Source organism: Pelorhabdus sp. sgz311002 (assembly GCF_056134285.1).
Window position 1 is genome coordinate 57,236 of sequence record NZ_JBWBCL010000009.1, and the last position, 26,033, is coordinate 83,268.

Consider the following 26,033-nt stretch of genomic DNA (forward strand, 5'->3'; position numbering starts at 1 on the left):
GCAGGCGATGACGATTAATTTAAAAATAGCCGAAGCGCCTATTCGCGAAAATCGTTTAAATTCGATTACTGGTTATACTGGAACGATTCAAGACCTGGTGAAACAGGCCGCTTGCGGCTCGCTGCAAAATAAAGAACGCTGCTTTACGCAAACAAGCGCCTGCAGTTCTGGCTGCGCGCAATTTATTTTGACGCAAATCGCCGATGCAGCGATAGTTAATCATGCGCCGCTGGGCTGTGTTGCCGATTCGGTTGGCTGCAATGTTTCTAATAAATGGGGCGAAAATGTAAGGCAATGGGAGCGGCAGAATATTCATGTCCTCAATACGAATATGACTGATGAGGATACGGTTTTCGGAGCTGTCCAAAAGTTGAAAGAAGCAGTGAAAGAAGCCTATCGGCGCTTTCAGCCGAAGGCTATCTTTGTTACAGCTTCCTGCGTATCTGGTATTATTGGCGAAGATATACAAAGCGTTCTTGACGAATTAGCCGATGAAATTCCCATTCCCTTAGCGCCGGTTTTTTGCGAAGGATTTAAGTCGAAAATTTGGGCTTCTGGATTTGATGCTGCCTTTCATGCTGTTCTGACTAAAATCGTTCAGCCGCCGCAGAAGAAAACGAATAAAGTGAACATGATTAATTTTACAAGCAGTGCTAGAAAGGAAATCATTGAAATTTTAGCGCGCCTTGATTTAGAGCCGGTTTTTGTTTTGCCTTTTAGTACAGTAGAAGAGCTTTCGAAACTATCAGAGGCCGCGGCAACGATTAGTATTTGCGGTACACTGGGCAGCTATATCGGTAATGCGCTGGAAGAACAGTACGGCGTTCCTTATATTAAAACAACAATGCAGCCTCATGGCATAGAAGGAATGGACAATTGGCTGCGCGGATTGGGAGCTGCTACAGGCAAGGAAGCTGCTGTGGAAACGTATATTACCGAAACAAAAGAAAAGATTGCCCTGGACTTAGCAGAGGTGAAGCGGGTATTAACAGGCCATACAGCTGTTGTCGGAATGGGACCTAGTTTTGGTCATAATTATATTCGAACGCTTCAGGAACTTGGCGTAGAAGTTCTTTGGGGAGCAACTTGGCATTTTGATCAGCAGTATGATCACGGAACTACGCCGGAAGCGGCAACTAGTTTAGCTCAATTGCCCGAGGATATTCCCGTCAGTGTGGCTGACCAGCAAAATTTTGAACTGCTCAATTTACTCGGGCGTATGCAGCCAGATCTATATGTAGCCCGTCATCCAGGCTCAACCGTTTGGGCAACTAAAATGGGAATTCCTACAGTGATGGTTGCCGATGAATATACTGCTTTTGGTTATTATGGCTTAATTGATTTTGCTTATCGTTTGATTGATGCGATTACGAATCGTAGTCTGGCTAAAAATCTGGCGAAGCGGGCAAAGCTTCCCTATACAAAGTGGTGGATGGAGCAAGAAAGCTTTTCCTTTCTTGCTCCGACAGGAGGGTAATTATGTCAGGCTATGTGGAACAAATGCGACATGTCTGCTCGCTGGGAGCATTGCAATCTGTACTCGCGATTGACCGTTCTGTGCCAATCCTTCATGCCGGACCAGGCTGCGGCCAAAAATTATGGGGAGCAGTAGGCTTTTATAACGGTTGTCAGGGGTCTGGATATGTAGGCGGGCACTCTGTCCCTTGCACAAATATTGGCGAAAAAGAAGTTATTTTTGGCGGTACAGAAAGACTCAAGGGGATTGTAGAAAATTCATTTAAAGTACTCGATGCCGATTTGTTTGTGATTTTGACAGGCTGTATCTCTGATATTGTCGGTGATGACGTGGGCGAAGTAGCCAAACGATTTCAAGAACAGGGCAAACCATTAGTATATGTGGAAACAGGCGGATTTAAGGGAACGAATTTGTGGGGGCATGAAGTCCTTATTGACGCCCTTATTGATCAATATTTGCCAACTGTGACTAAAGTACAGCCGGGGCTTGTAAATATTTGGTCTGTAGTACCTTTCCAAGATCCTTTTTGGGTGGGGAATTTACAAGAAATAGAAAAATTAGTCAAAGAATTAGGTCTTGTGCCTAACGTGATTTTTGGACCGGAAAAAGGTCTGCCTGCTTTAAACAAGGTGCCTGAAGCGCAATTTAATTTATTGCTTTCTCCCTGGGTAGGGTTGAAGAATGTACAGCATTTAGAAAAAAAATACGGTACACCCTATCTGCATTATCCGGTATTGCCCATTGGTCCTACCGAAACAGGTAAATTTTTAAAAAGTCTTGGCGAATATGCCGGAGTGGCCCCAGAGCGAATTCAAGAGATTATCACGCGCCACGAAGCGAAGTATTATTACTATATTGAACGCTCAGCTGATGTTCTTTTAGAAACGCGGCTCTTGCCACGACGTTTTGTGAGCATTGCTGATAGTTTTTATACACTGGGAGTTGCTAAATTTCTCATTAATGATTTAGGACTTTTACCGGAAACGCAGTATATTACCGATGGTGTTTTGCCGGAATACCAGGAACGGATTGCGGCGGAATTTAGTAATTTTGCTGATGGTATTCAGGCGAAGGTTGTTTTTACGAGTGACGGCGGGGCCGCTCATGAAGAAATTCATAAGATGAAATTTCGCAGTCGGCCGTTGATCTTAGGTAGTGCCTGGGACCGCTCCTTAGCAAAAGCGGTAAACGGCTATCAATTATCAATTTCCATGCCGGTCAGTGATCGGCTCGTACTGGATCGTTCTTATGTTGGTTATGATGGTGCGCTGCGACTTGTTGAAGATATTTACTCTTTAGTCCTGGCAGATTTTCAGTAATGGCTTTTCTTATTGTTTTTTATTGATAATAAATATATTAAGGGAGTGTTTGGGAATGTCTAATTTTTTACAGCAAGTTCCAGATTATTTAAATGAAACAAAATTTATTGTTTTGGCAACAGTTACAAGTAATGCAGAGCCTGTTCTTCGGTCACTAGCTACATTTGCGGTAGAAAATACTACTGTTTATTTTTCGACAGGAAAAGCAACAGCAAAAGTAGCGCAGATTCAGGCCCATCCCGAAGTAGCGCTTTTATTTCAACATGAAAACCAAGAATTGAAATCTTTTATTAATATAGCAATTTCCGGTAAAGCTTTTGAACTTACGACAGAAGAGGATTTGTCTAAGGCCATTACACTGCTTGCAGCGCGTAGTCCTCGTTTTAAAGAGCGGGTCGAGAAAAATGAACTAGGGGATATCGCTATTTTTAAAGTTGAGCCAAAAGAAATCAAAATAGTTGATTTGAGCAAGGGGGCTGGACCTAAATCAGTAGAAATTATTAAACCTTAGCGAGCAGGAGGTGACTAGGTGAGTAATTTGCAATTTCGTGATGAAATGACACCAAAAGAACGGCTGGCAGCAGTATTGGCAGGTAAACCTTATGATCGAGTGCCTTGCGGGGTAAATGTTCGTAATCAAGCAGGAAAAGCAATCGGTATCGCTCATTGGGAATGCTATTTTTCTGCAGAAAAAACGGCGGAAACACAGCTGGCAGCGCGGCGGCTTTTCGGTGTCGAGTCCGTTGTCGATGGTCCAGGATTACAGGGGATCGCCGAAGCAGCTGGTAGTCAGGTAGTTTATCCAAAAGAAGAAAACACTCTCTATATTTCAGAGGTCGCTATTAGGCAGCAAAAAGACCTTGATGATCTAGAAATTCCTGATCCAAAGCATAGCGGACGATTGCCAGTCCATTTAAAAGCGCTGCAGATATTAGTCAATCAGGTAGGGGAAGAAGTTCCGGTCGTCAGTAATGTGGCCGGTCCTTTTACAACGGCTGCTAATTTACGAGGAACAGAGACTTTGATGCGGGAACTTTACCTCGATCCTGATTTTGTGCACCGAGTGCTAGCTTTTTCACTGGAAAGTACGATTGCCTATGTAAAAGAAGCAGCCTCACTTGGCGTAACTATTAGTGTAGCTGATCCAACGGCATCGACGACGCTGATTAGTCCGGCACAATTTCGCGAATTTGCTTTTCCCTATTTAAAAGAACTTATTGCCGTGACAACTTCTTTGACAGGGCACGCACCGTCTCTTCATATTTGCGGTAACACACGGAAAATATGGAATGATATGGCCGATACGGGGGCTGGTGTACTCAGCTTAGATGATACAATCGATTTGTTTGATGCAAAAGTCGAAGTTGGCAGTCGCGTTGCTCTTTTGGGAAATGTTAGGCCGACGGCAACGATGTATTTAGGTACGCCTGACGATGTTCTTCGCGATGCACGCGAGTGCTTGCGTAAGGCCGCTGACAATCCTAAAGGTTATATTTTATCGTTAGGGTGCGGCTTGCCGATGGGGGCTCCGGCAGAGAATATTCATGCTTTGTTTCAAGCCGCCCGGGAATTTGGCAGATCTACAGTATGAATATAAAAATTATTGCCTGCGAAGTCATGAAGGAAGAGTTGCTTCAAGTTGAACCAACGCAATTCGTTTCCTTTGATTTTATTTCGATGGGACTGCATCTTTATCCAGATAAACTTGCTCAAGAATTGCAGCGATTAATTACTTTGAATCAGGGCTATGATCGTATCATTTTAGGGTTTGGGCTTTGCGGCGGCGCCGCAAAAGATTTACGGGCAGGCGATTCTTTGCTTCTAGTGCCAAGAGTGCATGATTGTATTAGCGTGTTGCTGGGATCGAGAGCGCGTTTTGACCAATATAGACAAGAAATTGCTGGTACGCTTTATTTATCAAGCGGCTGGTTGCAGGGCGAGCGTTCAATTTTGTCTGAGTATCAACGTGTCGTTGAAAAGTACGGCCCCACCAAAGCGGAAAAAGTTTTTCGAAGAATCTATAGCGGCTATGAGCGGATGCTGTTTATTCAGACTGGCAGTTTGCAGGAAGAAGAGCGTTTGGAAAAATCTTTTGCCATTCAAGATTTATTGAAATTAACACATCAAATTGTAAAGGGACAACAAGATTTTCTTCGGAAAATTGTAAATGGTCCTTGGAGTAAAAGGGATTTCATTCAAACGCAGCCCGGGGAAACGATAAATGAAAGAGAGTTTTATTTATAAAATAGAGAGAGGTAGGGTATTATGGCAAAAGTAGCGCTTGCAAGTACAGATGGAATTACGGTTAATGAACATTTCGGCAAAGCACAGGAATTTTTAATTTATGAAGTCCAGGAAACGGGTGAATATGAATTTCTTGAACGACGTGTAACGAGTCTTAGTGATCAGTCTGGTCACCACAGCCAAACAGCAGAGCTGCTTCAAGATGTAGAAGTTGTATTGTCAACCCGAATCGGTCCAGGGGCAGAAGGTCAATTACGGGAAAAGGGCGTACTTGCTTTGACTTTTAATGGCCCTATTGATAAAGCATTAAAAGCTTATGGGAAAAGAGGTAAGTTTTTACGCAATAATACAGGGAATGTTTCTGGTTGCAGTCAATGCGTCGGTGGTTGCCACTGAGTAAGTAGCAATTAACAGTACTAAAAAGCTAAGACATTTTTGGGTGTCTTAGCTTTTTAGTTTCTTTACAGCAATTCTTCGGTTGTTTAGAAATTGTAGCTAGTTTTAATCCAGATATTGCGGCCTGGTTCGTTGACACGAGTTGTGGCAGGAAGTCCAAGGCCTGCAATTGCTGAGCCAGTGCGGCTGACAAATTCCGCATAGTTTTTATTGAATATATTATCGATTCCAGCAGCGATTATCCAGCTTTTATTGGGGCGATAAGCTACATTGGCCGAAAGTGTACCAAATCCAGAACTTGGTCCGATATCAGTGCCAATCTCATTACCATTGCCTACGGAGAAACGTTTTTGTGCTGATACACCACGCCATAATAAGCCAGACTCCCATTTTTCATTTGTATATTTTAAACCTAGTGTTCCTTCTAGCGGTGGAACCTGCGGTAACGGAGTATGACTCGTATCATTATTACCTCGTGTGTAAGCGAGGGTTGCTGTTGCGGTCCAATGATCTGATAGGTTATACGTGTATTCGGCTTCACCGCCATATAAAGAAGCATTGATGTTTGTTACGTTCGAGCCACTGTTTGTTATTAAAATAAAGTCATCAATCTTAGAATAAAACAGTGAGACGCTGGCAGTTACTTTATCGGAATGATATAGCAGGCCTGTATCAAGTTGTGTGTTTTTCTCTGGTGTAAGCGACGCCCAGCCCGTCTTCTTCCGTTCCCACCAATCAGCAGGTCGCTCGGCATGGCCAATGCCAACATAAGAAGTAAGAGGCAGTTTGTCATAATCATGTTCATAACGTAGGAACGCGCCGTGTGTTTTATTGGTGTCTGTTCGACCAGGGTATTTAGCGTAGGTTACATCTAAATCATCGAATCGTAATCCGCTTAAAAGACGATTGGTATCATCTAATTTATGCTTGAAATCAGCAAATAAACCGTAATTTATAAAAGTCATATCAGGTGATAAAGGAAACGAAGAATAGTTTTTACTTCCCATAACCATGTTGCCGGAGTGTTCATTTTTTTGATAATCAAAGCCGACTGTAGCCAGGGTTTGATTAGAAAGTGCGAGATCAGCGGCAACCCGCCCGCCTGTTGTCGTGCGAGCTACTTCCATCGACATAGGCATAGCCATCATGCCATTAAGCGGACGCAAAGAGTAATTATCCATTACATGATCAATATAACTGCGATAGGCATTGAATTTAATCGTATTTAGGAAAGGGGAAATATTTCTTTTTTCAAATTTCACATTATAGCTGGTGCGATCAAATTTAGAACCATCCATCGATCGATCAGCATAAGCTGCCTGGCCAGTGCTGCTATCGATAGAAAACTCTAAGAGGGTATTTGGATTCGGTGTAAATCCGACGATACCAGTAATGCTATCACGTGAGTAGGCAGAATGTATTTTTTGGCCATTGCCGTCACTATAATCATTGGCATCTGCCTTTGATTTGATAACGCGGACATACCCTTTAGCGTCGCCGGAAGTTACATCAATTAATTGATCGCGGCGGCCAAAGCTGCCAAAGAGTAGGCTGTTGGTTAAGCGGGTTTCTGGCTTGGTGAAAGGCTCTGTATTTCGTTCAAACAAAACGGTGCCAGATACATTGCCGCCCCCGTATAAAACACTTTCAGGGCCTTTTAAGAGGGTGATTTTACTATAGGATTCAGGGAAAACATAGGCCGTCGGCGGATCCATGCGATTCGGGCAGCCGCCAAGAAGATAGCCGCCGTCAAGTAAGATATTTAATCGCGTGCCGCCTAGACCGCGAAAGAGCGGATCGCCAGAGCTGCCGCCTTTTCTAATCACGGAGAAGCCCGGTATATTTTTCAAATAACCGCCGCCGTCAGCAGCAGGAACTGGCTGACGTGGTGCTTTAGGGTCTGTTTCTACTGTCAAGGGGGACGTCGTGGGAGGAGCCGTAACGACGACTTCGTCTAAATTAAAGGATTCTTTAGCTTGTTTGTCAGGTGTAGTTGTTTCAGCTGCTGCAAACCCTGTTTGAGCTGTCAATGGTGCAATACCAAGTTGAAATAATAAGAGATAAAGACCAATTGATTGAATTTGTTTCATAAACAGAGTCCTCCAATTTAAGGTATTATTTTATATGAAAAGTAATAGGGATCTTAGCAACGCAGGCGATCGGCAAACCGCTAGCGCCATCTTTAGCCGGGCGAAAAGACCATTGGCTTACAGCCACAATTGCAGCTTGATCAAGTGAAGCAGAACCAGAAGATATACCTACGGTAACTTGTGCTACTTCCCCTGATTCTAAAATAGTCGTTTCTAAAATTACAGAGCCTTGCAGATGATCGCGGCGCGCTTGCATCGGATATTCCGGTTCTACTTTGTGGCGGATTTGAGGAGCTTTAATCGAAATGGTAGCTGTTGTTGCGCCAATTGATTTTGTAATTGCTGGTGTACCGGTGCCTGTTGCAAAATTATCTGGGTTAGGAAAATCTTCTGAAGTACTCGGAGAAAAATTGGGTGTAGTGAACGCTGCAGTAGAATTTGAAGCAGTGAGGTTGCTTCTGTTAGTAGGCATTTCAGAACCAGCGGGATCACTATTTGCTTTAGTAGGAAAAACTTGGTTTTGTGCCGGAATATTTTGCGGCACAGAGGCATTTATGGTATCAGCCATTTCCTTTAAAGGCTCTTCGTTAACTAGAGTAATTTCTAAAAGCTGCGGCGCTAAAGGAGCAGCAAAGGGGTGTACCCAGCAATAAATCAAGAGCGGCAATACGATTAAATGAATGATAGTCGATATCAAAAATGCTCGTTTCAATCCAATCACCTGTATCTTTATTTTCAAAAAAAGAAAACCAGACGGCCCATCCTAGAATAGCTGGCTTTTAGTTTAAAAATCAGCTCCCTTCTTTTGCAAAATAAAAAAGGCTACAAAGGTCGAACGACCTTTGTAGCCTTTAGATTTTTTGCTAACCAGCTATATTTATATGATAAACCATATTTTTGAAACATCTACTAGCTAAAAGTACTAATGTGGTTGCCCTAAAGTACTATTGAGGCTTTTGGATTGATGAATGGTAGCAATATTTACTGAATTAGGCCATTTTTATAGGCAAACGAGATAAGCTGCATGCGATTTTCTAGATGAAGTTTAGCCAAGATATTGCGCAAATGGTTTTTAACGGTGCTTTCGCTAATGAATAAGGCTTTACCGATCTCTTTATTACTGAGTCCCTGACTCACTAATTGCAATACTTCCGTTTCTCTTTCCGATAATTTATTGTTTGTAACGGTAACCTTAGGCATAGAGAATTCCTGTAGTATCTTGGTGGCTAGCGCGCGGGAGATAGGCGCTTCCCCTTCGACAATACTGATAATATAATCAAGCCAGTATTCGGGTTCCATATTTTTTAACAGATATCCCTGGGCGCCTTTTTTTATCGCTTCAAAGAAATCCTGCACATCGTCTGATACGCTGAGAATAACGATTTTTACATAAGGCATTTCTTCTTTGATTAGACTTGTCGCTTCCAAACCACTTCCACCAGGCATTCGTATATCCATCAAAATAAGGTCAGGCATTAGTTCTTTCGCTTTTACTAAAGCTTCTTTGCCGTTGGTGGCTTCGCCAACGATTTCAAATTGTGGCTGTGCCGATAAAATACTGGCAATCCCTTTGCGCGATAATAAATGATCATCTACAATTAATACTTTTGTTGTCATTTTTGTATCATTTCTCCTTTTTCAAATCTAAACAAATAAGGATGGTCGTTCCTTGCCCAGGAGAACTATGTAATTTTAGGTCTGCGCCAATTTCATGGATAGCTTGTTCTACTAATTTATAACCAAAGGAAGATTTATTTTCTTTGGCTTTTTGGATATCGAATCCGTTTCCGTTGTCGCAGATTTGCAGGGAGAATTCTTGTTCGTCACTACATAACTGGACGCTGATTTGGTCTGCTTTGGCATGTTTGCGGATATTTACCAGAAGTTCTTTAAAAATATGAAGTAATTGCTTTTTTTCATTTGCAGTAAGTCGGTTGTTTATTTCTCCTTCAGTCGTTACTGTCACTGTAATATTATTTTTCTTTGTGCAGGCTGCAGTGTATTCTTCGATTGCCTCTACTAGATTTATGTTATCCAAAGTGACTTTTTGCAGTGCGAAAATATGTTGCCGCACATCAGAATCAGTCAGTTTAAGCGCTTCTTTTAATTCTTTTACTTCAAGAAAGGGTTGCCGTTGTTCTTTTAAGGCATTTTCAATTTCGATTGCTTTAATATTCATAAAAAATAGAGCTTGTGAAACACTATCATGCAATTCGCGAGCGATACGGTAGCGCTCTTGTAGAACCGCTGTTTCTTCTTGTTCTTTTTGTAATTTTTTATAAATCTTCCCTAAAAATGCAAAAATGCCATGAAAATATAAAAAAAAGAGTACACCTGCTAAAGCAGCTACTAATAAATTACCCCAATCCATTGAAATAAAATGCAAAAATTGGTGCCTGATAAATTCGAAGGCGCCAATAAATAAGGTAGCCAGTAAAGTAGAAATCCACTTCATCCGAGTTACATTCATCCAGTCACTTCCTTATCCCGAAATTATCAAATTCTGATTGAATTGTTTTAAATTTAATCTTTAATCGACCTTTTGTCAATCAAGGGGAGAATTGAAAATGGTTCGTTCAGACAATATAAAAATAGAAAAATAGTTCTTTCAGTTAGTTGACAAAGAATTTAGCGCAGTTATAATTTAAATTAAATATTCTTGCTGGTTAGAAGAAACTAAAGGCTAGAAGGCGGTAGCAATCGCTTTCTAGCCTTTTTTTATAAAAAATATTTAGTAGTAAGACGTATCAGCCGGTAATTATTAATTTTTCAGTAAAGGATGGGATTCGTGTGTTTGATATTTTTGTAAAGGGCGGCTGGATTATGTTGCCGCTGGTACTTTGTTCTGTTGTGGCAGTTACGATTATTGTAGACCGATTCTTTTTTTTTCAACGATTTGGAGCTTTAGACTTAGTAGACAAAGTTTTAGGATTAATTGAGCAAGGCGATATGCTGGAAGTTAAGCGATTACTTAAAGAAAGGAAAACGCCCGTTTTGCGTGTTTTAGAAGCTGGAATTTCTTCACGATCTAACGCAGCAAAGGCAATGGAGGCTGCTGGGATTACCGAGGTAGCTCTTATGCGTCGAGGGTTGTCAGTGCTTGATACAATTATTACTCTTTCCCCGTTGCTCGGTCTATTAGGAACAATTATTGGTATGATCCAGGCTTTTCAAATTATGGGATCTTTGGGAATGGGACAGCCACAGGCAATAACAGGTGGTGTTGCAGAGGCCTTGATTGCTACGGCAACAGGCATTGCTATTGCAGCTATAACGCTTATCCCTTATAATTATTTTCTTGCACGGATTGAAGGCGAAACAGAACATTTAGAGCAATGTGCAACGCGATTAGAATTGATTATTGATGCGCTGCCAGGAAGTGAGATACATGAAAATACCAAGAAGTATGCCTAAGCGGGCACGTATTGAAATCATTCCTATGATTGATACAATGTTTTTTTTATTGGTTTTTTTTATGGTGGCTACTTTGTCAATGACAAATCAAAATAGCTTGCCTGTAAATCTTCCCCACGCAGCGGGCCTGCAAAATGAAAAACAACAAATTGTTACTTTGACACTTACAAAGGATGATTCACTTTTTTTAAATAAAGAACCAGTTGATTCGATCCATGCCGTAGCAGAGAAACTTTCTCGACAAAGCAAGGAGAATAAGCAAGTTTCCGTCATTATCAATGCAGATCGCACTGTGGAGCACGGACGAGTGATTGAATTAATGGATGCGATCCGGCAGAGTGGCATAGCTAAAATTTCTGTTGCCGTTATGCCATTGTAAGAACGATTAGCTGACAGGCCGACAGAAGAAACCAGGCAACTCTGCCATTATTAGTGTCGGTCATCGAAATACTTTGCTAATATCATACTAGGGGGCTTCATATTGGCGCGGAGGGCAACTGGCACTTACTTGCGGCCTAATCGAATAAACGATCTTGACAGATCTATGTTTTTTGCTATATGATGATACCCACAATATAAAATATATTGGTTGATCAGATTATAAAGCTGAAGGCCAAAATTTCTTGTCGTGAGAAATTTTGACTTTCAGCTTTTTTTGTCAACGAGAGGAGCGCGAAATATGATGCAAAATCAAGATGCTTTCCCTCAAAGTCTCTTATCTGTTGCGAATTTCAGGAAAAATACTTTGCTAGAATATGTGTATCGTTTAGTGGGAGGTGTTGTTTGATGATTAATGATTACATGACATCAATTGAACGATTAACTGCTTATGGTAAAGGAGAGGCGATTGATCGTTTGCCCTGTGTTCCCATTGTTGGAAATACGGCAGCTCGAGTGATTGGCGTAAAAGTATCAGCGTTTCGCGGTAATGGAGCCTTGATTGCAGAAGCGCAAATTGCTGCCTATGAGCGTTTTGGTTATGATATAATCCGCATTTTTACTGATCTTTATACACAGGCAGAAGCAATGGGAGCGAAAGTTCATTACCCTGTAGATGAGACTGCTTATTTGGAAGCACCGGCGATTGATTCTTTGAGTGATATTTCGCGGGTTCTTCCAGCAGATCCCTATAAAGATGGGAATTTGCCGCAGCATATTGAAGCTATGAAAATCACGGTTGATAGAGTTGGGAAGGAGGTTTCTGTAACTGGGGCTGTTACAGGTCCGTTTACGAATGCCGCTTTTTTAATTGGCACAGAACAACTTGTACGGCTAGTGGGGAAAAATCCTCAGGCTGTTCACCAACTTTGTGAAATTGCCTTGGAGACAACGCTGCGTTACTCTAAAGCAGTGATTGATTGCGGCTGTACGCCAAGTTTAACTGATGCGATGTCTTCAAGTACTGTTATCAGTCCCAGGCAGTTTAGAGAATTTTCTTTGCCCTATTTAAAGCGATTGATTGACTATATTCATTCGCGGGGAAAAGCGGTTACTTTACATATCTGCGGTAAAACATCAAAAATATGGGAAGCAATGGTGGAAGCAGGTGCCGATTGTATAAGTATAGATAATGCGGCCAGTTTATTAGAAGCAAAAGAAAAGGTAGGTGATAAAGTGCGGTTAATGGGCAATGTAAAACCGTCGGAGACCATGCTGCAAGGTACGACGCAAGACGTAAGGCAAGCTGTTATTCAATGTATGCGCGAGGCTTATGACAATCCGAAAGGATTGATTATTGCATCAGGCTGCAGCTTGCCGACAGAGACACCTTTCGCCAATATTGATGCCATGTTAAATACGGTACGGGAAATTGGTTATCCCGTAAATAGAGAGAGCTTGTTTAGTTTATAAAATAGAATGTCATAGGAGGAAGAAAATATGTTAAAGAAATTTATTGTATGTGGTGCATTTGTTCTTTGCTTGAACTTTACTAGTTTCGTCTCTGCTCATCCGCCGGCTGATACACTGGAGCGAATTACGGCAAATCAAACAGCGGTACAGTTAAGTGTTGACAAAGATAAAGGGAATACGACTGAGGATGAGGACGATTGCTGCAAGGATAAAGATAAACATCATCATGGGTAATAAACCGCTTAATTTTTTCGAAATGATTTATATAAAATAATTATTTGAGTCTACTAGTGCTTCTATAGTTAAGGTTTAAAGTAAAGCCAAGGTTGACTCTGCTTTTGAAAACGTGTTAATATAAAGATATTATAAAATAAATAATGTTGCTGATCAGACTACTGAAGGCAAAGAGGGGTGAAAAAACTCTCTTTGCCTTTTTATTTTCAGCGGAGAGGAGAATAATGAAAATTAAAGAAGAAAATGGATTTTCCACACGATGTGTTCATAGTGGCAATGGGATTGATAAAGAGACAGGTGCGATCCGGCGACCGTTAACGATGGCTAACAGCTATCTTTTACCAGAGGATGCGTCAAATTTGAATTGGAGTGATCCGAATCAGCTTCTTTATACGAGAACGACTTCCGCTAATCAGATTTATTTGCAAGAGAAACTAGCTAACTTGGAAGGCGCTGAAGATTGTGTTGTACTGGGAAGTGGTGTTGCGGCTTTAGCTGGAGTGTTTTTTACTTTTTTAGATCAGAATACCCATATTATCTGTACCAATGTTTCCTATGTAGCTGTATATCGGCTACTGCATGAGTATTTTCCGGAAAAATATGGTATTGAAGTGAGTCTTGTTGATACGGCGAACTTAGCTGAAATTGAGGCGGCTATTAGACCGAATACAAAATTAATTCACCTTGAAACACCAGGCAATCCGACAACTCGTGTCAGTGATATCGCTGCCATTGCTGCTATTGCGAAAGAAGCGGGAGCGTTACTTTCTGTTGACAGTACTTTTGCTTCACCTTTTTTACAGCAGCCGCTTTCCCTAGGAGCTGATCTGGTAATTCATAGCTTAACCAAATATATTAACGGACATGGTGATGCCATGGGCGGTGCTGTGCTTGGCAAAAAAGAACTTATAGATCAAATTAAACGACAGGCTATGGTCAATTTAGGTGGTGTTATTAGTCCTTTTAATGCATGGCTGATTATGCGAGGCGTTGTTACTTTACCACTGCGCATGAAACAGCATAGCGCTAGCGCTTTAAAGATTGCTGAATATCTTGAATCGAGTCCAGCTGTTGAGTTTGTCGCCTACCCCGGTCTTGCCAGTCATCCTCAACATGAAATTGCCAAACGACAAATGTCCGGCTTTTCCGGCGTGATTGCCTTTGGTTTAACAGCCGATGTGGCTGTGCATAATCAATTTGTTAATTCTTTAAAAATTATTGTTCCCGCCGTTTCGATTGGTCATGATGAAAGCTTGATTGTTTATACTGGACCTGATGATGAAAGAAATCACTTTTATCCATCTGAGTTTAAAAAAGGTCATTTACGTTTTAGTGTTGGGTTGGAAGATCCTGAAGATATTATTCGGGACATTGAACAGGCGCTGCGTCAGTGCGGTTTGCTGTGAGAAATTTATTTTATGTCGATGATTGACCGGAATAAACGGAGATCATACATCTTATGGTGTATGATCTTTATTTATAAGTAGATTTAAGTGTTAAGGGGGAAGCGAAATTGATAAAGTACAATAAAATTACAGAAACGATTCAAAAAAAGCTGCAAAAGATAGTTGGCGACAATTTTGTTATTACAGGCAAGAATATTTCGGCAGAATATGCTGTAGACGCTTCGATAAAAGATGGCAGTCTCTATTATCCAGAAGCTGTAGTTCTGCCAAAAACAGCACAGGAAATTGCTGAGATTTTTAAACTGGCCAACGAATTTTTACTGCCGGTAACACCGCGTGGTGGTGGCAGTGGTTTGGCAGGTGGAGCTGTAGCTTTATATGGCGGGATTTTGCTTGATTTAAGCAGGATGAATCAAATTATTCTTATTGATAAAATAGCACAGTATATGATCGTAGAGCCTGCGGTTAAGACGGTCGATTTGCAGCAGGCTGCTTACCGTGCAGGTTTTTTGTATGCAGGCGATCCTTGCAGTAATGATCAATGTGTTATTGGCGGCAATATTGCAACAAATGCAGGCGGAAATCGGGCTGTCAAATACGGTGTTACCTCTGATCAGGTTTATGAGCTGGAGATTGTAACACCTTTAGGAGAAATTGTTACAATTGGTGGCAGACTTAAAAAAAATTCAACAGGTTATAATCTAACACGATTGATTGCGGGTTCGGAAGGAACTCTTGGCATTATTACAAAAGCAACGATAAAACTTCAGCCTTTAGCCCCCTTTCAAACAAGTTATGTGGCGGCGACGGATGGTTTACATGGGGTCATTGCTTTAGTTGGCGAGCTTCTCGCCAATAAACAAATTGATCCTATTTCACTTGAAGTAATTGATCGTCATACAATTGCTGCAATCGAAGACTACGAAGGACGCCCTGTGTTTGGCAGTCCTGATGGTGATTGTCTGATGATTCAGTTTGATGCCGAATCGGCTAAAGCTTTTTCAGAAAAAAAAGACTTGGTGGCAAAAATTGCTCAGCAAAATCAATGCCTTTTTCTGCAAGAATTTGATGGCGATGAAATTTGGGCTGCCAGAAGAATTTGGGGAAAAGCAATTAGCAGTAAAAATTCAATTGGTTTTTCTGAAGATTTAGTTGTGCCTGTTGATCAAATTATGGCTTTTTTTTCTGTAGTAGAAACATTGACAAAAAAGTGGGGCTTTCTTTTCCGCCTAGCTGGCCACGCTGGTGATGGTAATATGCATCTTCGGCTGTTGCCACCGATTGAACAGGGGGAAAAAATTTGGCAGGAAAGTTTGGAAAAATTACGCCGGGAACTTTATGCCGCTACCTATAGCTTAGGCGGACGTCTTTCTGGTGAGCATGGTATTGGTTTTAAACGAAAAGGATTTTTAAAAGAGTTAGCAAGTTCTAGCGAGTTGGAACTAATGAAACGGATTAAGCAATCTTTTGATCCTCATCACATCCTGAATCCTGGTAAAATTTTTGATATAGATGCTGTTGGGTAATATTACTTGACAAGATTAAACAATATAGTTTAGTATATAAAAAATGATAATTTGGTTGACTAGATATCTAGAGACCAATTCCTGCGGGGATTGGTCTCTTTTTTTATCATTTTATGAAACTATGTGATAAGAGAAGGAGAATGAAGCGTGCAAAAAGGAAAGAAGTTATTTTTATTAGGATTATTCCTATTGCTATCATTTGTATTAGCTGGATGTGGTGATTTAAATGATGGGAATAAAAATCAGAAAGCTGCTATTGATGAAAAAAGCGGTGTCGATTTTTCCGGTGTTGTGCTAAGAATTGGTGCTGCAGAAGGGAAAAACGGTCAGGCAATTTTGGCTGCAGCCGGCCTTGACAAGACGCCTTATAAAGTAGAGTTCCATGTTATGCAGGGGGGGAATCTCGTGCTGGAAGCCATGGCGGCGAACCAATTAGACTTAGGAACAGGCAGTCAGATTCCGCCAATTTTTGCTTCACAGTCCAAAAATGGCGGCAATTTGAAAATCATTGCTACGAAAAAATCAACAACATTGGAACAGGAATTGGTTGTCGCGGCAAATTCACCTATCAAATCAGTAGCTGATTTAAAAGGAAAAAAGATAGCCTATGTAAAAAGCACGACAGCTCACTACTTTTTAGCAAAGATGCTGGAAAACGCTGGTCTTGGTTGGAATGATGTTGAAACGATTGCTATGTCGACATCAGATGGTTTGTCGGCTTTATTGACAGGCGAAGTTGATGCGATGGCAAGTTATGGCAATGCCATTCGATCGGCCAAGGCAAAAGGGGCCGTTACTTTGCAGTCAGCCGATAAAATTCTTTCCGGTGATTTTTATTGGTACGCTACGCCGGAGGCCATTCAAGATCCGAAAAAGCATGCCGCTATCTTAGATTATTTAGCTCGATTTAATGAAGCCAACGAGTGGGCTAGACAGCATCCCAATGAATGGGCGCAGGCCTATGGACCTCAGATCAATCAAAAGGCCCCTGATTATTTGAAACAGTATCAGGAAGAAGAAAAACAAGCTAAAACACGTATTGTACCAATTGATGCCGCTACAATTGCTTCGGAACAAGATATTACAAATGTTTTTGCTAAGCTGGGATTGTTGAAAACCGGCATTGATATTACCGGACTGTTTGACCGTTCTTTTGATGCAGAGATTAGCAAAATTAAACAGTATTAATTACGGGAGGCATAGAAAATGAAACAGAAATTTTTAGCGACAGATCTTTTTCTAGCCTGGAGTATTCCTATAGTAGCACTTGTTTTTTGGTATGGATTCACACTCCATCAGACAAGTATGAGCTTATTCCCATCGCCAGAAGAAGTTTTTGGAGCTGTTAGTCGTTTACTTAAAGACGGCTCATTATGGGAAAATATTAAAATTAGCACAATGCGGGCTGCTAGTGGTTTTGTCATTGGCGGCGCTATTGGTTTTTTCCTAGGTGTTGTCAACGGGCAGATTCCTTTAGCAGAAAAAATTCTCAATACGCCGATTCAGATGATTCGTAATGTACCGCATCTGGCATTACTGCCCCTTATATTAATTTGGTTTGGTATTGGGGAAACCGCTAAAATTGTACTTATTTCCCTGGGAACTTTTTTTCCAATTTATTTAAATACTTTTCATGGTATTCGTTATGTTGATCATACGTTGATCGAAATGGGAAAAACGTATGGCTTAAGCCGATTTGAAGTATTTAGGGATATTATTTTTCCTGGAGCGATGTCTTCCATTATGATCGGCATTCGGCAATCTTTAGGTCGTATGTGGCTGACTTTGATTGTAGCTGAAACAGTTGCAGCAAAGTCAGGAATCGGCTTTATGGCGACAAATGCCAGAGAGTTTATGCTAATGGATGTTATTGTTTTAAGTCTGCTTATTTACGCCTTATTAGGCAGTGTTTCTGATTTTGCCGCTAGTTTGCTGGAAAAACGAATTTTGCGTTGGCACGATAATTATCGAAAAGCATAGGAGGAAGAGGATGAGCGACAAAATCCAGGGAATGGAGATAACACTTCAAAACGTTAGTAAAAGTTTTGGGAAAACAGAAGTATTGAGAGACATTCATTTTACGGTAGCGCCGGGAGAATTTATTGCTTTAGTCGGACAAAGCGGTTGCGGAAAAAGTACTTTGCTTCGATTGATTTCTCAGTTGGACACGCCGCAGAGCGGACAGATTTCTTTTAATCAGAAAGTCGTAACAAAAATGGATAATGAAGTACGATATTTATTTCAGGAAGCTAGACTTCTACCATGGAAAACTGTATGGGAGAATGTTGCTATCGGTTCTAAAGATCGTAATCGCGATAAAGCGATCGAGGCTTTACAAGCGGTGAATTTAGCCGATAAGGCGGATGAGTGGCCGTCAGTTCTTTCTGGCGGACAAAAGCAAAGAGTTTCGTTAGCGAGAGCATTAGTTGGGGAGCCGAAACTTTTGTTGCTTGACGAACCGCTAGGAGCGCTTGATGCTTTGACTCGTATACAAATGCAGATATTAATTGAAAAATTGTGGCGACAGCAAAAATTTACCGTCATTTTAGTAACACATGATGTCAGCGAAGCTGTCTATTTAGCGGATCGGGTTATTTTAATTGAAAATGGAACCATTGCCTTTGATAAAGTGATTCCTTTAGCCAGACCACGTGTTAAGGATAATAATTATGCCTACTATGAACAACTGATTTTAAACCGAATCATGCAAAACGAAGAAGTGGGCTTACAAAAGTCCGATCTCTACGCTATTTAAGTGTGAAAAATTTCTATGATAAACCTTCTTGACATATCAAGGCTCTAGGGTATATGATTTTTTCATAATAAAAAAGTATTATAAATAATTTTATAGGTATATGTCTGCAGATCATGATTGGCCAGAGCCCATTTGGAGATCATACACAATTTGTGTATGATCTTTTTTGTTATAAAAATTATGGGAAAACAAAATTGGAGGAGAGGCAATGAGCATCAATTTGCAGGGCCCGGCAGTAGAATTAAGGGAGTCACGGTTAAAAACGATTACTGGCTATGAAGGCGATGCAGCTCACTTACTGAGCAAAAATGATATTCCCAATCGAGAAAGAGTTTTTACGCAATGCGGTTCTTGCGGTGCTGATCAGGTTATGAATTTGCTTACACAGATTCAAGATGCGGCGGTCGTAGAACATGGCCCGGCTGGTTGTGCTGGAGATATTTCCTACCGAAATGGTGTTTTTCGTATGGGAAATCGTAGAATGGGTTATCCCGTACATAATGTACAGTATATTAATACCAATCTTAATGAAAAAGATACAATTTATGGCGGCGGGGCAAAATTGGAAAAAGCGATCCGCGAAGCAAAACGCCGATTTAAGCCAAAAGCAATTTTTGTTACAACGACTTGCACCTCTGCAATTATTGGCGATGATGTACCGGGAATTTGCAATGAGTTAGAAGAAGAACTCGAGATTCCCATTATTGCGACGCTCTGCGAAGGCTTTCGTACTAATATTTGGGCGACTGGGTTTGATTCGGCAAATCACAGTATTTTGCGTAGGATTGTGAAACCGGCGCAAAAAAAGCAGCCAGACTTGATTAATGTCATTAGTTTTGAACATCGTTTTGTCTATGAAAGCGTGTTTAAGCAGCTTGGTCTTCGGCCAAACCATATTGTGCCGCTTTCTAGTATTGATCAGCTTGAGCGGATTTCTGAGGCCGCAGCGACTGTGCAGTATTGTGAAACTCTGGGAAGCTACCTTGCGGCTGGTTTGGAAGAACATTTTGGCGTTCCAGAAGTTAAAGCGCCCGCTCCTTTCGGAATTAAAGCGTCTGATGCGCTTTTACGCGAAATTGGTCGACTTTTCCATAAAGAGGCTGAAGTGGAGAAAGTCATTGCTTCGGAAAAGGAAAAAATCGCTGAGGATCTTGATCGTTTGAGAAACCGGCTTGCTGGTAAAAAAGTTTATATCGCGGCGGGTGGGCCGCTCGCTTATAGTATTATCGCAATTATCAAAGATCTTGGGATGGAAGTGGTTGGGACGTCTGTTTGGCATCATGACCAAAAATATGATAATAATGACGAACGGCTTAACTTTCTTAAATTCGCTCATGAAAATTACGGAAATTTTCGTGTAGGTGTCTGCAACAAACAAGCTTTTGAAGTGACTAATGCGATTCATCACTATAAACCGGATATTGCAATCACTAGACATATTGAAACAGTGTGGGCGGCAAAATTAGGCGTTCCTTCTATTTTTGCGGGAAACCAGCCGAGTGAAATGCTTTATGACGGCTTGATACGTTTTGGCCAAACCATTGATGATGCAATTTCAAACCCCGCCTATATTAAAAATGTGGCAAAACATAGCAAGCTGCCTTACACCAAATGGTGGTTAGATCAAGGTACATATTCTTTTTTAAGGGGCGAAAAAAATGACTGATATTATTCAAGGGCCGCGTCATGGTTGCGCGCTGGGAGCTTTGCAGACTGTTGTGGCGATTGAACGGGCGATTCCCATCTTACATGCGGGACCGGGGTGCGGTTCTAAATTGCATCGGGGCTTATCACGGGCCGGCGGTTATCAAGGGGCTGGCTATGCCGGGGCTGATGCTATGCCTTGCACAAATATGATTGAAAAAGATGTGGTTTTTGGCGGCGCCGATAAATTACGAGACGTGATTGAAGGATCTTTAAAGATTATGGATGGTGATCTATTTGTTGTTCTAACAGGCTGCACTGCTGCAATTATCGGTGATGATGTGACAAGTGTGGTCAATGAATTCAGCCGACAAGGCGCGCCGATTGTCCACGTTGAAACAGCTGGATTTAGAGGGGATGCTTACAAAGGTCATGAGCTGTTACTAGAGGCAATTATTCAGCAGTATGTAAAGCCTGTTGCTGAAAAGCAGAAAGGACTCGTAAATGTATTTGCTAGTGTGCCAAGGCATGATCCGTTTTGGGAGGGCGATTTGAATGAACTGAAAAAATTGCTGGCAGGGATTGGTCTTACGGCTAATATTTTATTTGGGCACAATAGCGGCGGCGTTAAGGCATTCCAGGCGATTCCGGCAGCGCAGTTCAATTTAGTTGTGTCGCCTTATATGGGGCTTAAGACAGCAGAGCTACTCCAGGAAAAATTTCAAACGCCCTTTTTGCACTATCCAGTACTCCCTATTGGCGGTGAGGAAACATCAAAATTCTTACGGATTGTTGCTGAATTTGCCGAAGTTTCATTACCGCAGGCAGAACGTTTTATTGCAGAACAAGAAGCTGAATTTTATCATTATCTAGTAAGGGCTTCTGATGTGCTGACAGAATACCAGCTTAATCAGCCGAAACGTTTTTATAATATCAATGATGCTTCTTATGCTTTAGGGTTTAGCAAATTTTTAGTCAATGAGCTGGGCTATTTTCCCATTCGCCAGTTTATTACAGAAGATGTACCGGAAGAATACCAGGAAAGAATCGCCGGTTATTTTGAGGATTTGGCGCCAGGCATTTCCTCTGAGGTGATTTTTGCGCAAGATAGCGGTGAGATCGAAGAAAAAATTCTTGCGGAAAAGCATTTAACGACGCCCTTATTTCTGGCAACGTCATGGGAACTTGATATTGCGAAAGACATAAGGGGGTTGCATCTTAGTGTTGGTTTGCCAGTCATTGATCGGCTTATTTTGCATCGTACTTACGTGGGGTATCATGGCGGATTGAACCTGGTCGAAGATATTTATTCTCGTCTCTTAGCGAAGCATCGTGATTAAGGTTATAGCATAATAAGGAATTTTACTGGTAAAAGACTTGACATTTTAATTTGTTTATAGGAAAATAACACTTAATAAGTGTTATTTTGGCTGATCAGTAAACTGAAGGCTAACAGCATCTTGCAATAAAGCGCTGTTAGCCTTTTTTATGATGCCATTTTGGGGATGAGGTGATCTCGTTAGGTGGTTTGATGAATTTGGGATAGGCAACTATCAGAATTCAGGCGAATTAGGATTTCTTTATGAATTTTCAGTACGTGTTGGTCAAGTAGAGACTTGAAGACCGCTCTTTCCATAATAGGAGAGAAGCGGTCTTTTTTAGTAAGGAGGAGAAAAGAATGTTTCTTAATGGGAGATTCACAAAACAGAAAATGACAGCTGGATTTCTGACACTCATGGCAATTTTTCTATTAGCTGGTTGCGGGAATAAACCAGAGACGACAGCAGAAGATGATAAGCCGAAGTTTGTAAATGGTAAACTTACTAAAGAATTTCATCTTAAAGTACCAACTCTACAGGATTTTAATGAAATCATTATTGCCGATAAGAAAGGATTTTTTAAAGAAGTTGGCATTGTTTTGGAATATACCGGGACAGTATCTTCTGGCGGTGTTATGGCACAGTCTGTGATCAAAGGCGATAATCATTTGTTTAATTCCGGCCATCCAATCACAATTGCTAACGCTCGCAAAGCGGGGGCCAAAATTAAAATTGTTACTCATAGTATGTGGGATGATCCCGATTCGGCTAAAGTTCATATGACATGGCTTGTGAAGGATGATGGGCAAATCAATTCAGCAAAAGATCTCGTGGGAAAAAAGATTGCTGTTAGTTCACTCGGCAGTTGCGCTGAATTACTTGATATGGAATTTCTGCGACAAAACGGGATCAATAAAGATGAAATTACGCTGATCACTATGCCTGATCCGCAGCAGGAACAGGCTCTTAGACAAGGACTCATCGATGTAGCGGTGTTGCATAATGTCTATCAAAAGTCAGCACGAAACCGTGGCGGTGTAAAGGTGCTTACGACAAGTTACGACATTGGTACAGCTGCTGGCAGCCCGCAAGCAGGGGGACTTGCAATTCGGGCCTTTAGTGAAGATTTTATTCGTGATTACCCTGATGTGGTAAAGGCTTATGTTGCCGCTGATATTAAGGCGCAGCACTGGATTAATGATAATTACGACGAAGCGCTTCAAATAGCGGCGGATTACCTGAAAGTGGACGTAAAAGATATGGCAGGCAATGTATATCCACCTGATAATTATATTGATGATCAGAAAATTGCTGTTTGGATTGACATGATGGAGAAAAACGGTGTGCTTAAACCGGGCGAAGTCAAATCGACCGATTTATATACAAATGATTTAAATCCTTATTATACAGGGGAAATCAAGTAGTGAGCTGCTGATACAGGGAGGTTTGTTTATGAGTGTAGTAAATTTAAAAGCGCCGGAAGTGCCAACTAGAGAAAATCGACTGGGATCGATCACAGGATTTGAGGGATCGGCAAGTGATCTAGTTGCCTGCTCTAGAGCGGGAACCTTAAAAGATAGCGGACGAAGTTTTAGTCAATGCATGGGATGCAGTGCGAGCAACGCTTTTTGTCAATTATCAATGATTCAAGATGCGGCCATTGTCAATCATGCGCCAATTGGCTGCGCTGGTGATGTATTTACTTATAATTTTGTCTATCGCGTTGGTCAGATGGAGCGCAATTTGCCGTCAGTCATTGGCCGCTATTTTAACACAAATATTGAAGAACAGGATACTATTTTTGGGGCTACGCAAAAATTAGCTGATACGATTCGCGGAGCTTATGAACGCGTAAAACCAAAGGCAATTTTTATAACGACTTCCTGCGCCTCAGGGATTATTGGCGATGATGTGGAAGGCGTCGCAAATGAACTAACAGAAGAACTAGGCATTCCGATTGTTGCCTGTTTTTGTGAAGGCTTTAAATCGAAAATATGGACGACAGGCTTTGATTCGGCCTATCACGCCATTGCGCGCAAAATTGTTAAACCGCCGCAAAAGAAATCGAATAAGGTTAATATTATTAATTTTTGGGGCAGCCATGTTTTTGATGAGATCTTAAATGAGCTTGGCTATGAGGCGGAATACATTGTGCCTTTTTCGACAGTCGCTCAGCTTGAAACAATTTCAGAAGCAGCAGCAACGATTCAGATTTGTCCAACTCTTGGAACTTATTTAGGCGCCGCCTTGGAACAGGTTTACGGTGTGCCGGAGATCAAGTCGCCGCCGGCATACGGTGTAGTCGGTACAGATAACTGGCTGCGTGAATTAGGAGCTGTATTGAAAAAAACGCAAGAAGTAGAAAAGATGATCGCGCGCTATCATGAAGAATTTTTGCCGAAAATCGAAGCCTATCGAAAAATTTTGACAGGAAAAACAGCGTATATTACTGCTGGGGCAGCTCATGGTCATGCACTGATAGCCCTACTGAGTGAACTAGGGATGGAAGTACAAGGGGCGGCTATTTTCCATCATGATCCAATTTATGACAATGGTGATGCTGCCGCCGATGCGCTCGATCATGCTGTGAAAAATTATGGCGATGTCAAAAATTATAATGTATGTAATAAACAGGCTTATGAACTTGTTAATATTTTGAATCGAGTTCGCCCCGATATTATGATCGCCCGCCATGGCGGCATGACTTTATGGGGGGCAAAGCTAGGTATTCCAACTTTGCTTGTAGGTGATGAGCAATTTAGTTTTGGCTATCAGGGAATTATTAACTATGCAGAACGTATTATTGAAACTTTGGATAATAAAGAATTCGTAACAAACTTAGCGAAGCATAGCACCATGCCCTACAGCAAATGGTGGTTAGAACAAAATCCTTTTTCCTTCCTCGGAGGTGACGTCCATGTCAAAGTTTATTGAACAGCCCCGCTATAGTTGCGCCTTAGGGGCGGAATTGTCGGTTGTAGCGATAAAAAAGGCTGTTCCCATTATGCATTCCGGTCCTGGCTGCGGCAGTAAAATTCATCGGCTTTTAGGGCAGGGGGAAGGCTATGCTGGCGGGAATACCATTCCTTGTACAAATGCCAGTGAATCAGAAATTGTCTTTGGCGGTGAGGAACGGCTTAAAACCGTGATTGACGGTGCATTTAAAGTCATTGACGGTGATTTGTATGTTGTGCTGACAGGTTGTACTTCTGATATTGTTGGTGATGATGTTGGCCAGGTAACAGGCGCTTTTCAAGATCAGGGTAAACCCATAGTTTATGTGGAGACAGGCGGTTTTAAAAGCAATAACTATGTCAGTCATGAACTCGTTGTGCAGGCAATTATCGATCAATATGTCGATAAATTTACTGTTAATCGTCAGCCTGTCAAAGGTTTGGTTAATGTGTTTTCCACAATTCCCTATCAAGATCCCTACTGGAATGGTAACTTAGAGGAATTAAAACGAGTCCTAGAAGGGATTGGTCTTACTGTTAATATCTTATTTGGCACGGCTTCCGGCGGTGTAGAAGAGTGGAAAACGATTCCTCAAGCCGAGTATAATTTAGTCGTAAGCGCTTGGACGGGACTGAAGGTTGCCCAGCATCTTAAAGAAAAATATGGGACTCCCTATTTGCATTTTCCCTACTTTCCCATTGGCGGTAAAGAGACAACTAAATTCTTACGAGAAGTTGCCAGCGTAGTCCCAACAGATCCAGCAGTAACAGAAGCTTTTATTGAAAAAGAAGAAACGAGATTTTATTCTCATATTGAACGAACAGCGGACTTTATGCTGGAGTTTCGTTATGGTATTCCTCGGCGTTTTTATTCTTTATTAGACGCATCCTATGCCCTGGGATTTTCCAAATATTTACTAATTGAACTGGGGATTATTCCAGCCAAGCAATTTATTATTGATAATACACCGGAAGAATTTCAGGAAACGATTCGCCGCGAATTTGCTGCCATCTCAGAGTACCGTTCTGTTGATGTTGATTTTACGATTGATGCTGGTGAAGTACAGGAGGTGATTCGAGCTGACGACCAAAAACATCGTTCTCTCATTTTAGGAAGCGGTTGGGAGCGCGATTTGGCCAAAGACATTGGCGCTGATCTTTTAATTATCAGTCCGCCGGTGGCTTATCGCCTTGTGCTGAGTTGCGGTTATTTTGGCTATAATGGCGGTCTTCGTTTGATTGAAGACCTATATGACCGAGTGCTCGATACGTATCGTTAAAAATTTACAAATAGATATTGACAAATGAGGGCAATGTCTTATAATAATAGAAAACATAGTTATCATTTGCTGATCAGACGCACTGAAGGCTAAGGATATCGTAATGATATTCCTTGGCTTTTTT

General features: G+C 41.4%; 24 protein-coding genes. 20 read left to right on the top strand and 4 right to left on the bottom strand.

Features of this window, described 5'->3' with window-relative positions; all coding sequences use genetic code 11:
* Positions 1 to 7 precede the first annotated feature (7 nt).
* Genes AC0NJP_RS13440 through AC0NJP_RS13465 form a run of 6 tightly spaced genes read left to right on the top strand, consistent with a single transcriptional unit; the run spans position 8 to position 5,436 of the window.
* Positions 8 to 1,477, top strand: coding sequence for a nitrogenase component 1 (locus AC0NJP_RS13440; protein ID WP_474700121.1), 1,470 nt, complete (start codon positions 8 to 10; stop codon positions 1,475 to 1,477).
* A gap of 2 nt (positions 1,478 to 1,479) precedes the next feature.
* The gene (locus AC0NJP_RS13445) at positions 1,480 to 2,796 is read left to right on the top strand and encodes a nitrogenase component 1 (protein ID WP_474700122.1); all 1,317 of its coding nucleotides are present in this window, start codon (positions 1,480 to 1,482) and stop codon (positions 2,794 to 2,796) included.
* A 55-nt stretch (positions 2,797 to 2,851) separates the two neighbouring features.
* Positions 2,852 to 3,307 (top strand): pyridoxamine 5'-phosphate oxidase family protein, encoded by a 456-nt coding sequence (locus tag AC0NJP_RS13450; RefSeq protein WP_474700123.1) that lies wholly within the window; start codon positions 2,852 to 2,854, stop codon positions 3,305 to 3,307.
* 18 nt (positions 3,308 to 3,325) lie between these two features.
* Entirely contained in the window at positions 3,326 to 4,387 is a 1,062-nt protein-coding gene (locus AC0NJP_RS13455; RefSeq protein ID WP_474700124.1) for a uroporphyrinogen decarboxylase family protein, read from the top strand.
* Positions 4,384 to 5,040, top strand: a complete 657-nt coding sequence (locus AC0NJP_RS13460) for a DUF1638 domain-containing protein (protein ID WP_474700125.1) — start codon at positions 4,384 to 4,386, stop codon at positions 5,038 to 5,040. Before AC0NJP_RS13455 ends, AC0NJP_RS13460 begins: the two co-directional genes overlap by 4 nt.
* Before the next feature lie 21 nt (positions 5,041 to 5,061).
* Complete coding sequence (locus AC0NJP_RS13465) at positions 5,062 to 5,436, top strand: NifB/NifX family molybdenum-iron cluster-binding protein (RefSeq protein WP_474040147.1); 375 nt, start codon at positions 5,062 to 5,064, stop codon at positions 5,434 to 5,436.
* An 86-nt stretch (positions 5,437 to 5,522) separates the two neighbouring features.
* Here the strand turns inward: AC0NJP_RS13465 and AC0NJP_RS13470 are convergent, their stop codons facing one another.
* From AC0NJP_RS13470 to AC0NJP_RS13485, 4 genes are all read right to left on the bottom strand, one after another.
* Positions 5,523 to 7,526, bottom strand: a complete 2,004-nt coding sequence (locus tag AC0NJP_RS13470; RefSeq protein WP_474700126.1) for a TonB-dependent copper receptor — start codon at positions 7,524 to 7,526, stop codon at positions 5,523 to 5,525.
* Between the two features lie 25 nt (positions 7,527 to 7,551).
* A complete protein-coding gene (locus AC0NJP_RS13475; protein ID WP_474700127.1) occupies positions 7,552 to 8,238 on the bottom strand; it encodes an energy transducer TonB in 687 nt (228 codons plus the stop codon).
* A 269-nt stretch (positions 8,239 to 8,507) separates the two neighbouring features.
* Positions 8,508 to 9,143 carry a response regulator gene (locus tag AC0NJP_RS13480; protein WP_474700128.1) on the bottom strand — a complete coding sequence of 212 codons (636 nt, stop codon included), beginning with the start codon at positions 9,141 to 9,143 and terminating at the stop codon, positions 8,508 to 8,510.
* 7 nt (positions 9,144 to 9,150) lie between these two features.
* Positions 9,151 to 9,996: a sensor histidine kinase gene (locus tag AC0NJP_RS13485; protein ID WP_474040142.1), complete on the bottom strand. Its 846-nt coding sequence runs from the start codon at positions 9,994 to 9,996 to the stop codon at positions 9,151 to 9,153.
* Positions 9,997 to 10,316: 320 nt separating this feature from the next.
* On the opposite strand from AC0NJP_RS13485, the gene AC0NJP_RS13490 reads away from it, so the two are divergent.
* The 14 genes from AC0NJP_RS13490 (at position 10,317) to AC0NJP_RS13555 (ending at position 25,909) form a co-directional block, all read left to right on the top strand.
* Complete coding sequence (locus AC0NJP_RS13490; RefSeq protein ID WP_474040141.1) at positions 10,317 to 10,940, top strand: MotA/TolQ/ExbB proton channel family protein; 624 nt, start codon at positions 10,317 to 10,319, stop codon at positions 10,938 to 10,940.
* Complete coding sequence (locus AC0NJP_RS13495; RefSeq protein WP_474700129.1) at positions 10,915 to 11,319, top strand: ExbD/TolR family protein; 405 nt, start codon at positions 10,915 to 10,917, stop codon at positions 11,317 to 11,319. The genes AC0NJP_RS13490 and AC0NJP_RS13495 overlap by 26 nt, the downstream gene beginning before the upstream one ends.
* Positions 11,320 to 11,726: 407 nt before the next feature.
* On the top strand, positions 11,727 to 12,791 hold the full coding sequence (locus AC0NJP_RS13500; RefSeq protein ID WP_474040139.1) for a uroporphyrinogen decarboxylase family protein: 1,065 nt from the start codon (positions 11,727 to 11,729) through the stop codon (positions 12,789 to 12,791).
* Between the two features lie 27 nt (positions 12,792 to 12,818).
* Complete coding sequence (locus AC0NJP_RS13505) at positions 12,819 to 13,025, top strand: hypothetical protein (protein WP_474700130.1); 207 nt, start codon at positions 12,819 to 12,821, stop codon at positions 13,023 to 13,025.
* Positions 13,026 to 13,249: 224 nt separating this feature from the next.
* The gene (locus AC0NJP_RS13510; RefSeq protein WP_474700131.1) at positions 13,250 to 14,431 is read left to right on the top strand and encodes a trans-sulfuration enzyme family protein; all 1,182 of its coding nucleotides are present in this window, start codon (positions 13,250 to 13,252) and stop codon (positions 14,429 to 14,431) included.
* A gap of 107 nt (positions 14,432 to 14,538) precedes the next feature.
* Complete coding sequence (locus AC0NJP_RS13515) at positions 14,539 to 15,957, top strand: FAD-binding oxidoreductase (protein ID WP_474700132.1); 1,419 nt, start codon at positions 14,539 to 14,541, stop codon at positions 15,955 to 15,957.
* Between the two features lie 147 nt (positions 15,958 to 16,104).
* Positions 16,105 to 17,145, top strand: coding sequence for an ABC transporter substrate-binding protein (locus tag AC0NJP_RS13520; RefSeq protein WP_474700133.1), 1,041 nt, complete (start codon positions 16,105 to 16,107; stop codon positions 17,143 to 17,145).
* Positions 17,146 to 17,163: 18 nt separating this feature from the next.
* Positions 17,164 to 17,937, top strand: a complete 774-nt coding sequence (locus AC0NJP_RS13525) for an ABC transporter permease subunit (RefSeq protein ID WP_474040134.1) — start codon at positions 17,164 to 17,166, stop codon at positions 17,935 to 17,937.
* A gap of 10 nt (positions 17,938 to 17,947) precedes the next feature.
* Complete coding sequence (locus AC0NJP_RS13530; protein ID WP_474700134.1) at positions 17,948 to 18,712, top strand: ABC transporter ATP-binding protein; 765 nt, start codon at positions 17,948 to 17,950, stop codon at positions 18,710 to 18,712.
* 208 nt (positions 18,713 to 18,920) lie between these two features.
* Entirely contained in the window at positions 18,921 to 20,378 is a 1,458-nt protein-coding gene (locus AC0NJP_RS13535) for a nitrogenase component 1 (protein WP_474700135.1), read from the top strand.
* Complete coding sequence (locus AC0NJP_RS13540) at positions 20,371 to 21,696, top strand: nitrogenase component 1 (RefSeq protein ID WP_474040131.1); 1,326 nt, start codon at positions 20,371 to 20,373, stop codon at positions 21,694 to 21,696. The genes AC0NJP_RS13535 and AC0NJP_RS13540 overlap by 8 nt, the downstream gene beginning before the upstream one ends.
* A 338-nt stretch (positions 21,697 to 22,034) precedes the next feature.
* Entirely contained in the window at positions 22,035 to 23,099 is a 1,065-nt protein-coding gene (locus AC0NJP_RS13545) for an ABC transporter substrate-binding protein (protein ID WP_474700136.1), read from the top strand.
* Between the two features lie 28 nt (positions 23,100 to 23,127).
* Positions 23,128 to 24,609 carry a nitrogenase component 1 gene (locus AC0NJP_RS13550; RefSeq protein ID WP_474700137.1) on the top strand — a complete coding sequence of 494 codons (1,482 nt, stop codon included), beginning with the start codon at positions 23,128 to 23,130 and terminating at the stop codon, positions 24,607 to 24,609.
* Positions 24,593 to 25,909, top strand: a complete 1,317-nt coding sequence (locus AC0NJP_RS13555; RefSeq protein ID WP_474700138.1) for a nitrogenase component 1 — start codon at positions 24,593 to 24,595, stop codon at positions 25,907 to 25,909. Before AC0NJP_RS13550 ends, AC0NJP_RS13555 begins: the two co-directional genes overlap by 17 nt.
* The last annotated feature ends 124 nt before the right edge of the window (positions 25,910 to 26,033 follow it).

Excerpts from the sequence above, each read along its gene's own strand:
- AC0NJP_RS13505 (WP_474700130.1), top strand. The coding sequence starts at position 12,819 with ATGTTAAAGAAATTTATTGTATGTGGTGCATTTGTTCTTTGCTTGAAC.
- AC0NJP_RS13495 (WP_474700129.1), top strand. The coding sequence starts at position 10,915 with ATGAAAATACCAAGAAGTATGCCTAAGCGGGCACGTATTGAAATCATT.
- AC0NJP_RS13465 (WP_474040147.1), top strand. The coding sequence starts at position 5,062 with ATGGCAAAAGTAGCGCTTGCAAGTACAGATGGAATTACGGTTAATGAA.
- AC0NJP_RS13460 (WP_474700125.1), top strand. The coding sequence starts at position 4,384 with ATGAATATAAAAATTATTGCCTGCGAAGTCATGAAGGAAGAGTTGCTT.
- AC0NJP_RS13480 (WP_474700128.1), bottom strand. The coding sequence starts at position 9,143 with ATGACAACAAAAGTATTAATTGTAGATGATCATTTATTATCGCGCAAA.
- AC0NJP_RS13555 (WP_474700138.1), top strand. The coding sequence starts at position 24,593 with ATGTCAAAGTTTATTGAACAGCCCCGCTATAGTTGCGCCTTAGGGGCG.
- AC0NJP_RS13545 (WP_474700136.1), top strand. The coding sequence starts at position 22,035 with ATGTTTCTTAATGGGAGATTCACAAAACAGAAAATGACAGCTGGATTT.
- AC0NJP_RS13445 (WP_474700122.1), top strand. The coding sequence starts at position 1,480 with ATGTCAGGCTATGTGGAACAAATGCGACATGTCTGCTCGCTGGGAGCA.
- AC0NJP_RS13440 (WP_474700121.1), top strand. The coding sequence starts at position 8 with ATGACGATTAATTTAAAAATAGCCGAAGCGCCTATTCGCGAAAATCGT.
- AC0NJP_RS13540 (WP_474040131.1), top strand. The coding sequence starts at position 20,371 with ATGACTGATATTATTCAAGGGCCGCGTCATGGTTGCGCGCTGGGAGCT.
- AC0NJP_RS13535 (WP_474700135.1), top strand. The coding sequence starts at position 18,921 with ATGAGCATCAATTTGCAGGGCCCGGCAGTAGAATTAAGGGAGTCACGG.
- AC0NJP_RS13485 (WP_474040142.1), bottom strand. The coding sequence starts at position 9,996 with ATGAATGTAACTCGGATGAAGTGGATTTCTACTTTACTGGCTACCTTA.
- AC0NJP_RS13550 (WP_474700137.1), top strand. The coding sequence starts at position 23,128 with ATGAGTGTAGTAAATTTAAAAGCGCCGGAAGTGCCAACTAGAGAAAAT.
- AC0NJP_RS13510 (WP_474700131.1), top strand. The coding sequence starts at position 13,250 with ATGAAAATTAAAGAAGAAAATGGATTTTCCACACGATGTGTTCATAGT.
- AC0NJP_RS13500 (WP_474040139.1), top strand. The coding sequence starts at position 11,727 with ATGATTAATGATTACATGACATCAATTGAACGATTAACTGCTTATGGT.
- AC0NJP_RS13470 (WP_474700126.1), bottom strand. The coding sequence starts at position 7,526 with ATGAAACAAATTCAATCAATTGGTCTTTATCTCTTATTATTTCAACTT.
- AC0NJP_RS13450 (WP_474700123.1), top strand. The coding sequence starts at position 2,852 with ATGTCTAATTTTTTACAGCAAGTTCCAGATTATTTAAATGAAACAAAA.
- AC0NJP_RS13530 (WP_474700134.1), top strand. The coding sequence starts at position 17,948 with ATGAGCGACAAAATCCAGGGAATGGAGATAACACTTCAAAACGTTAGT.
- AC0NJP_RS13525 (WP_474040134.1), top strand. The coding sequence starts at position 17,164 with ATGAAACAGAAATTTTTAGCGACAGATCTTTTTCTAGCCTGGAGTATT.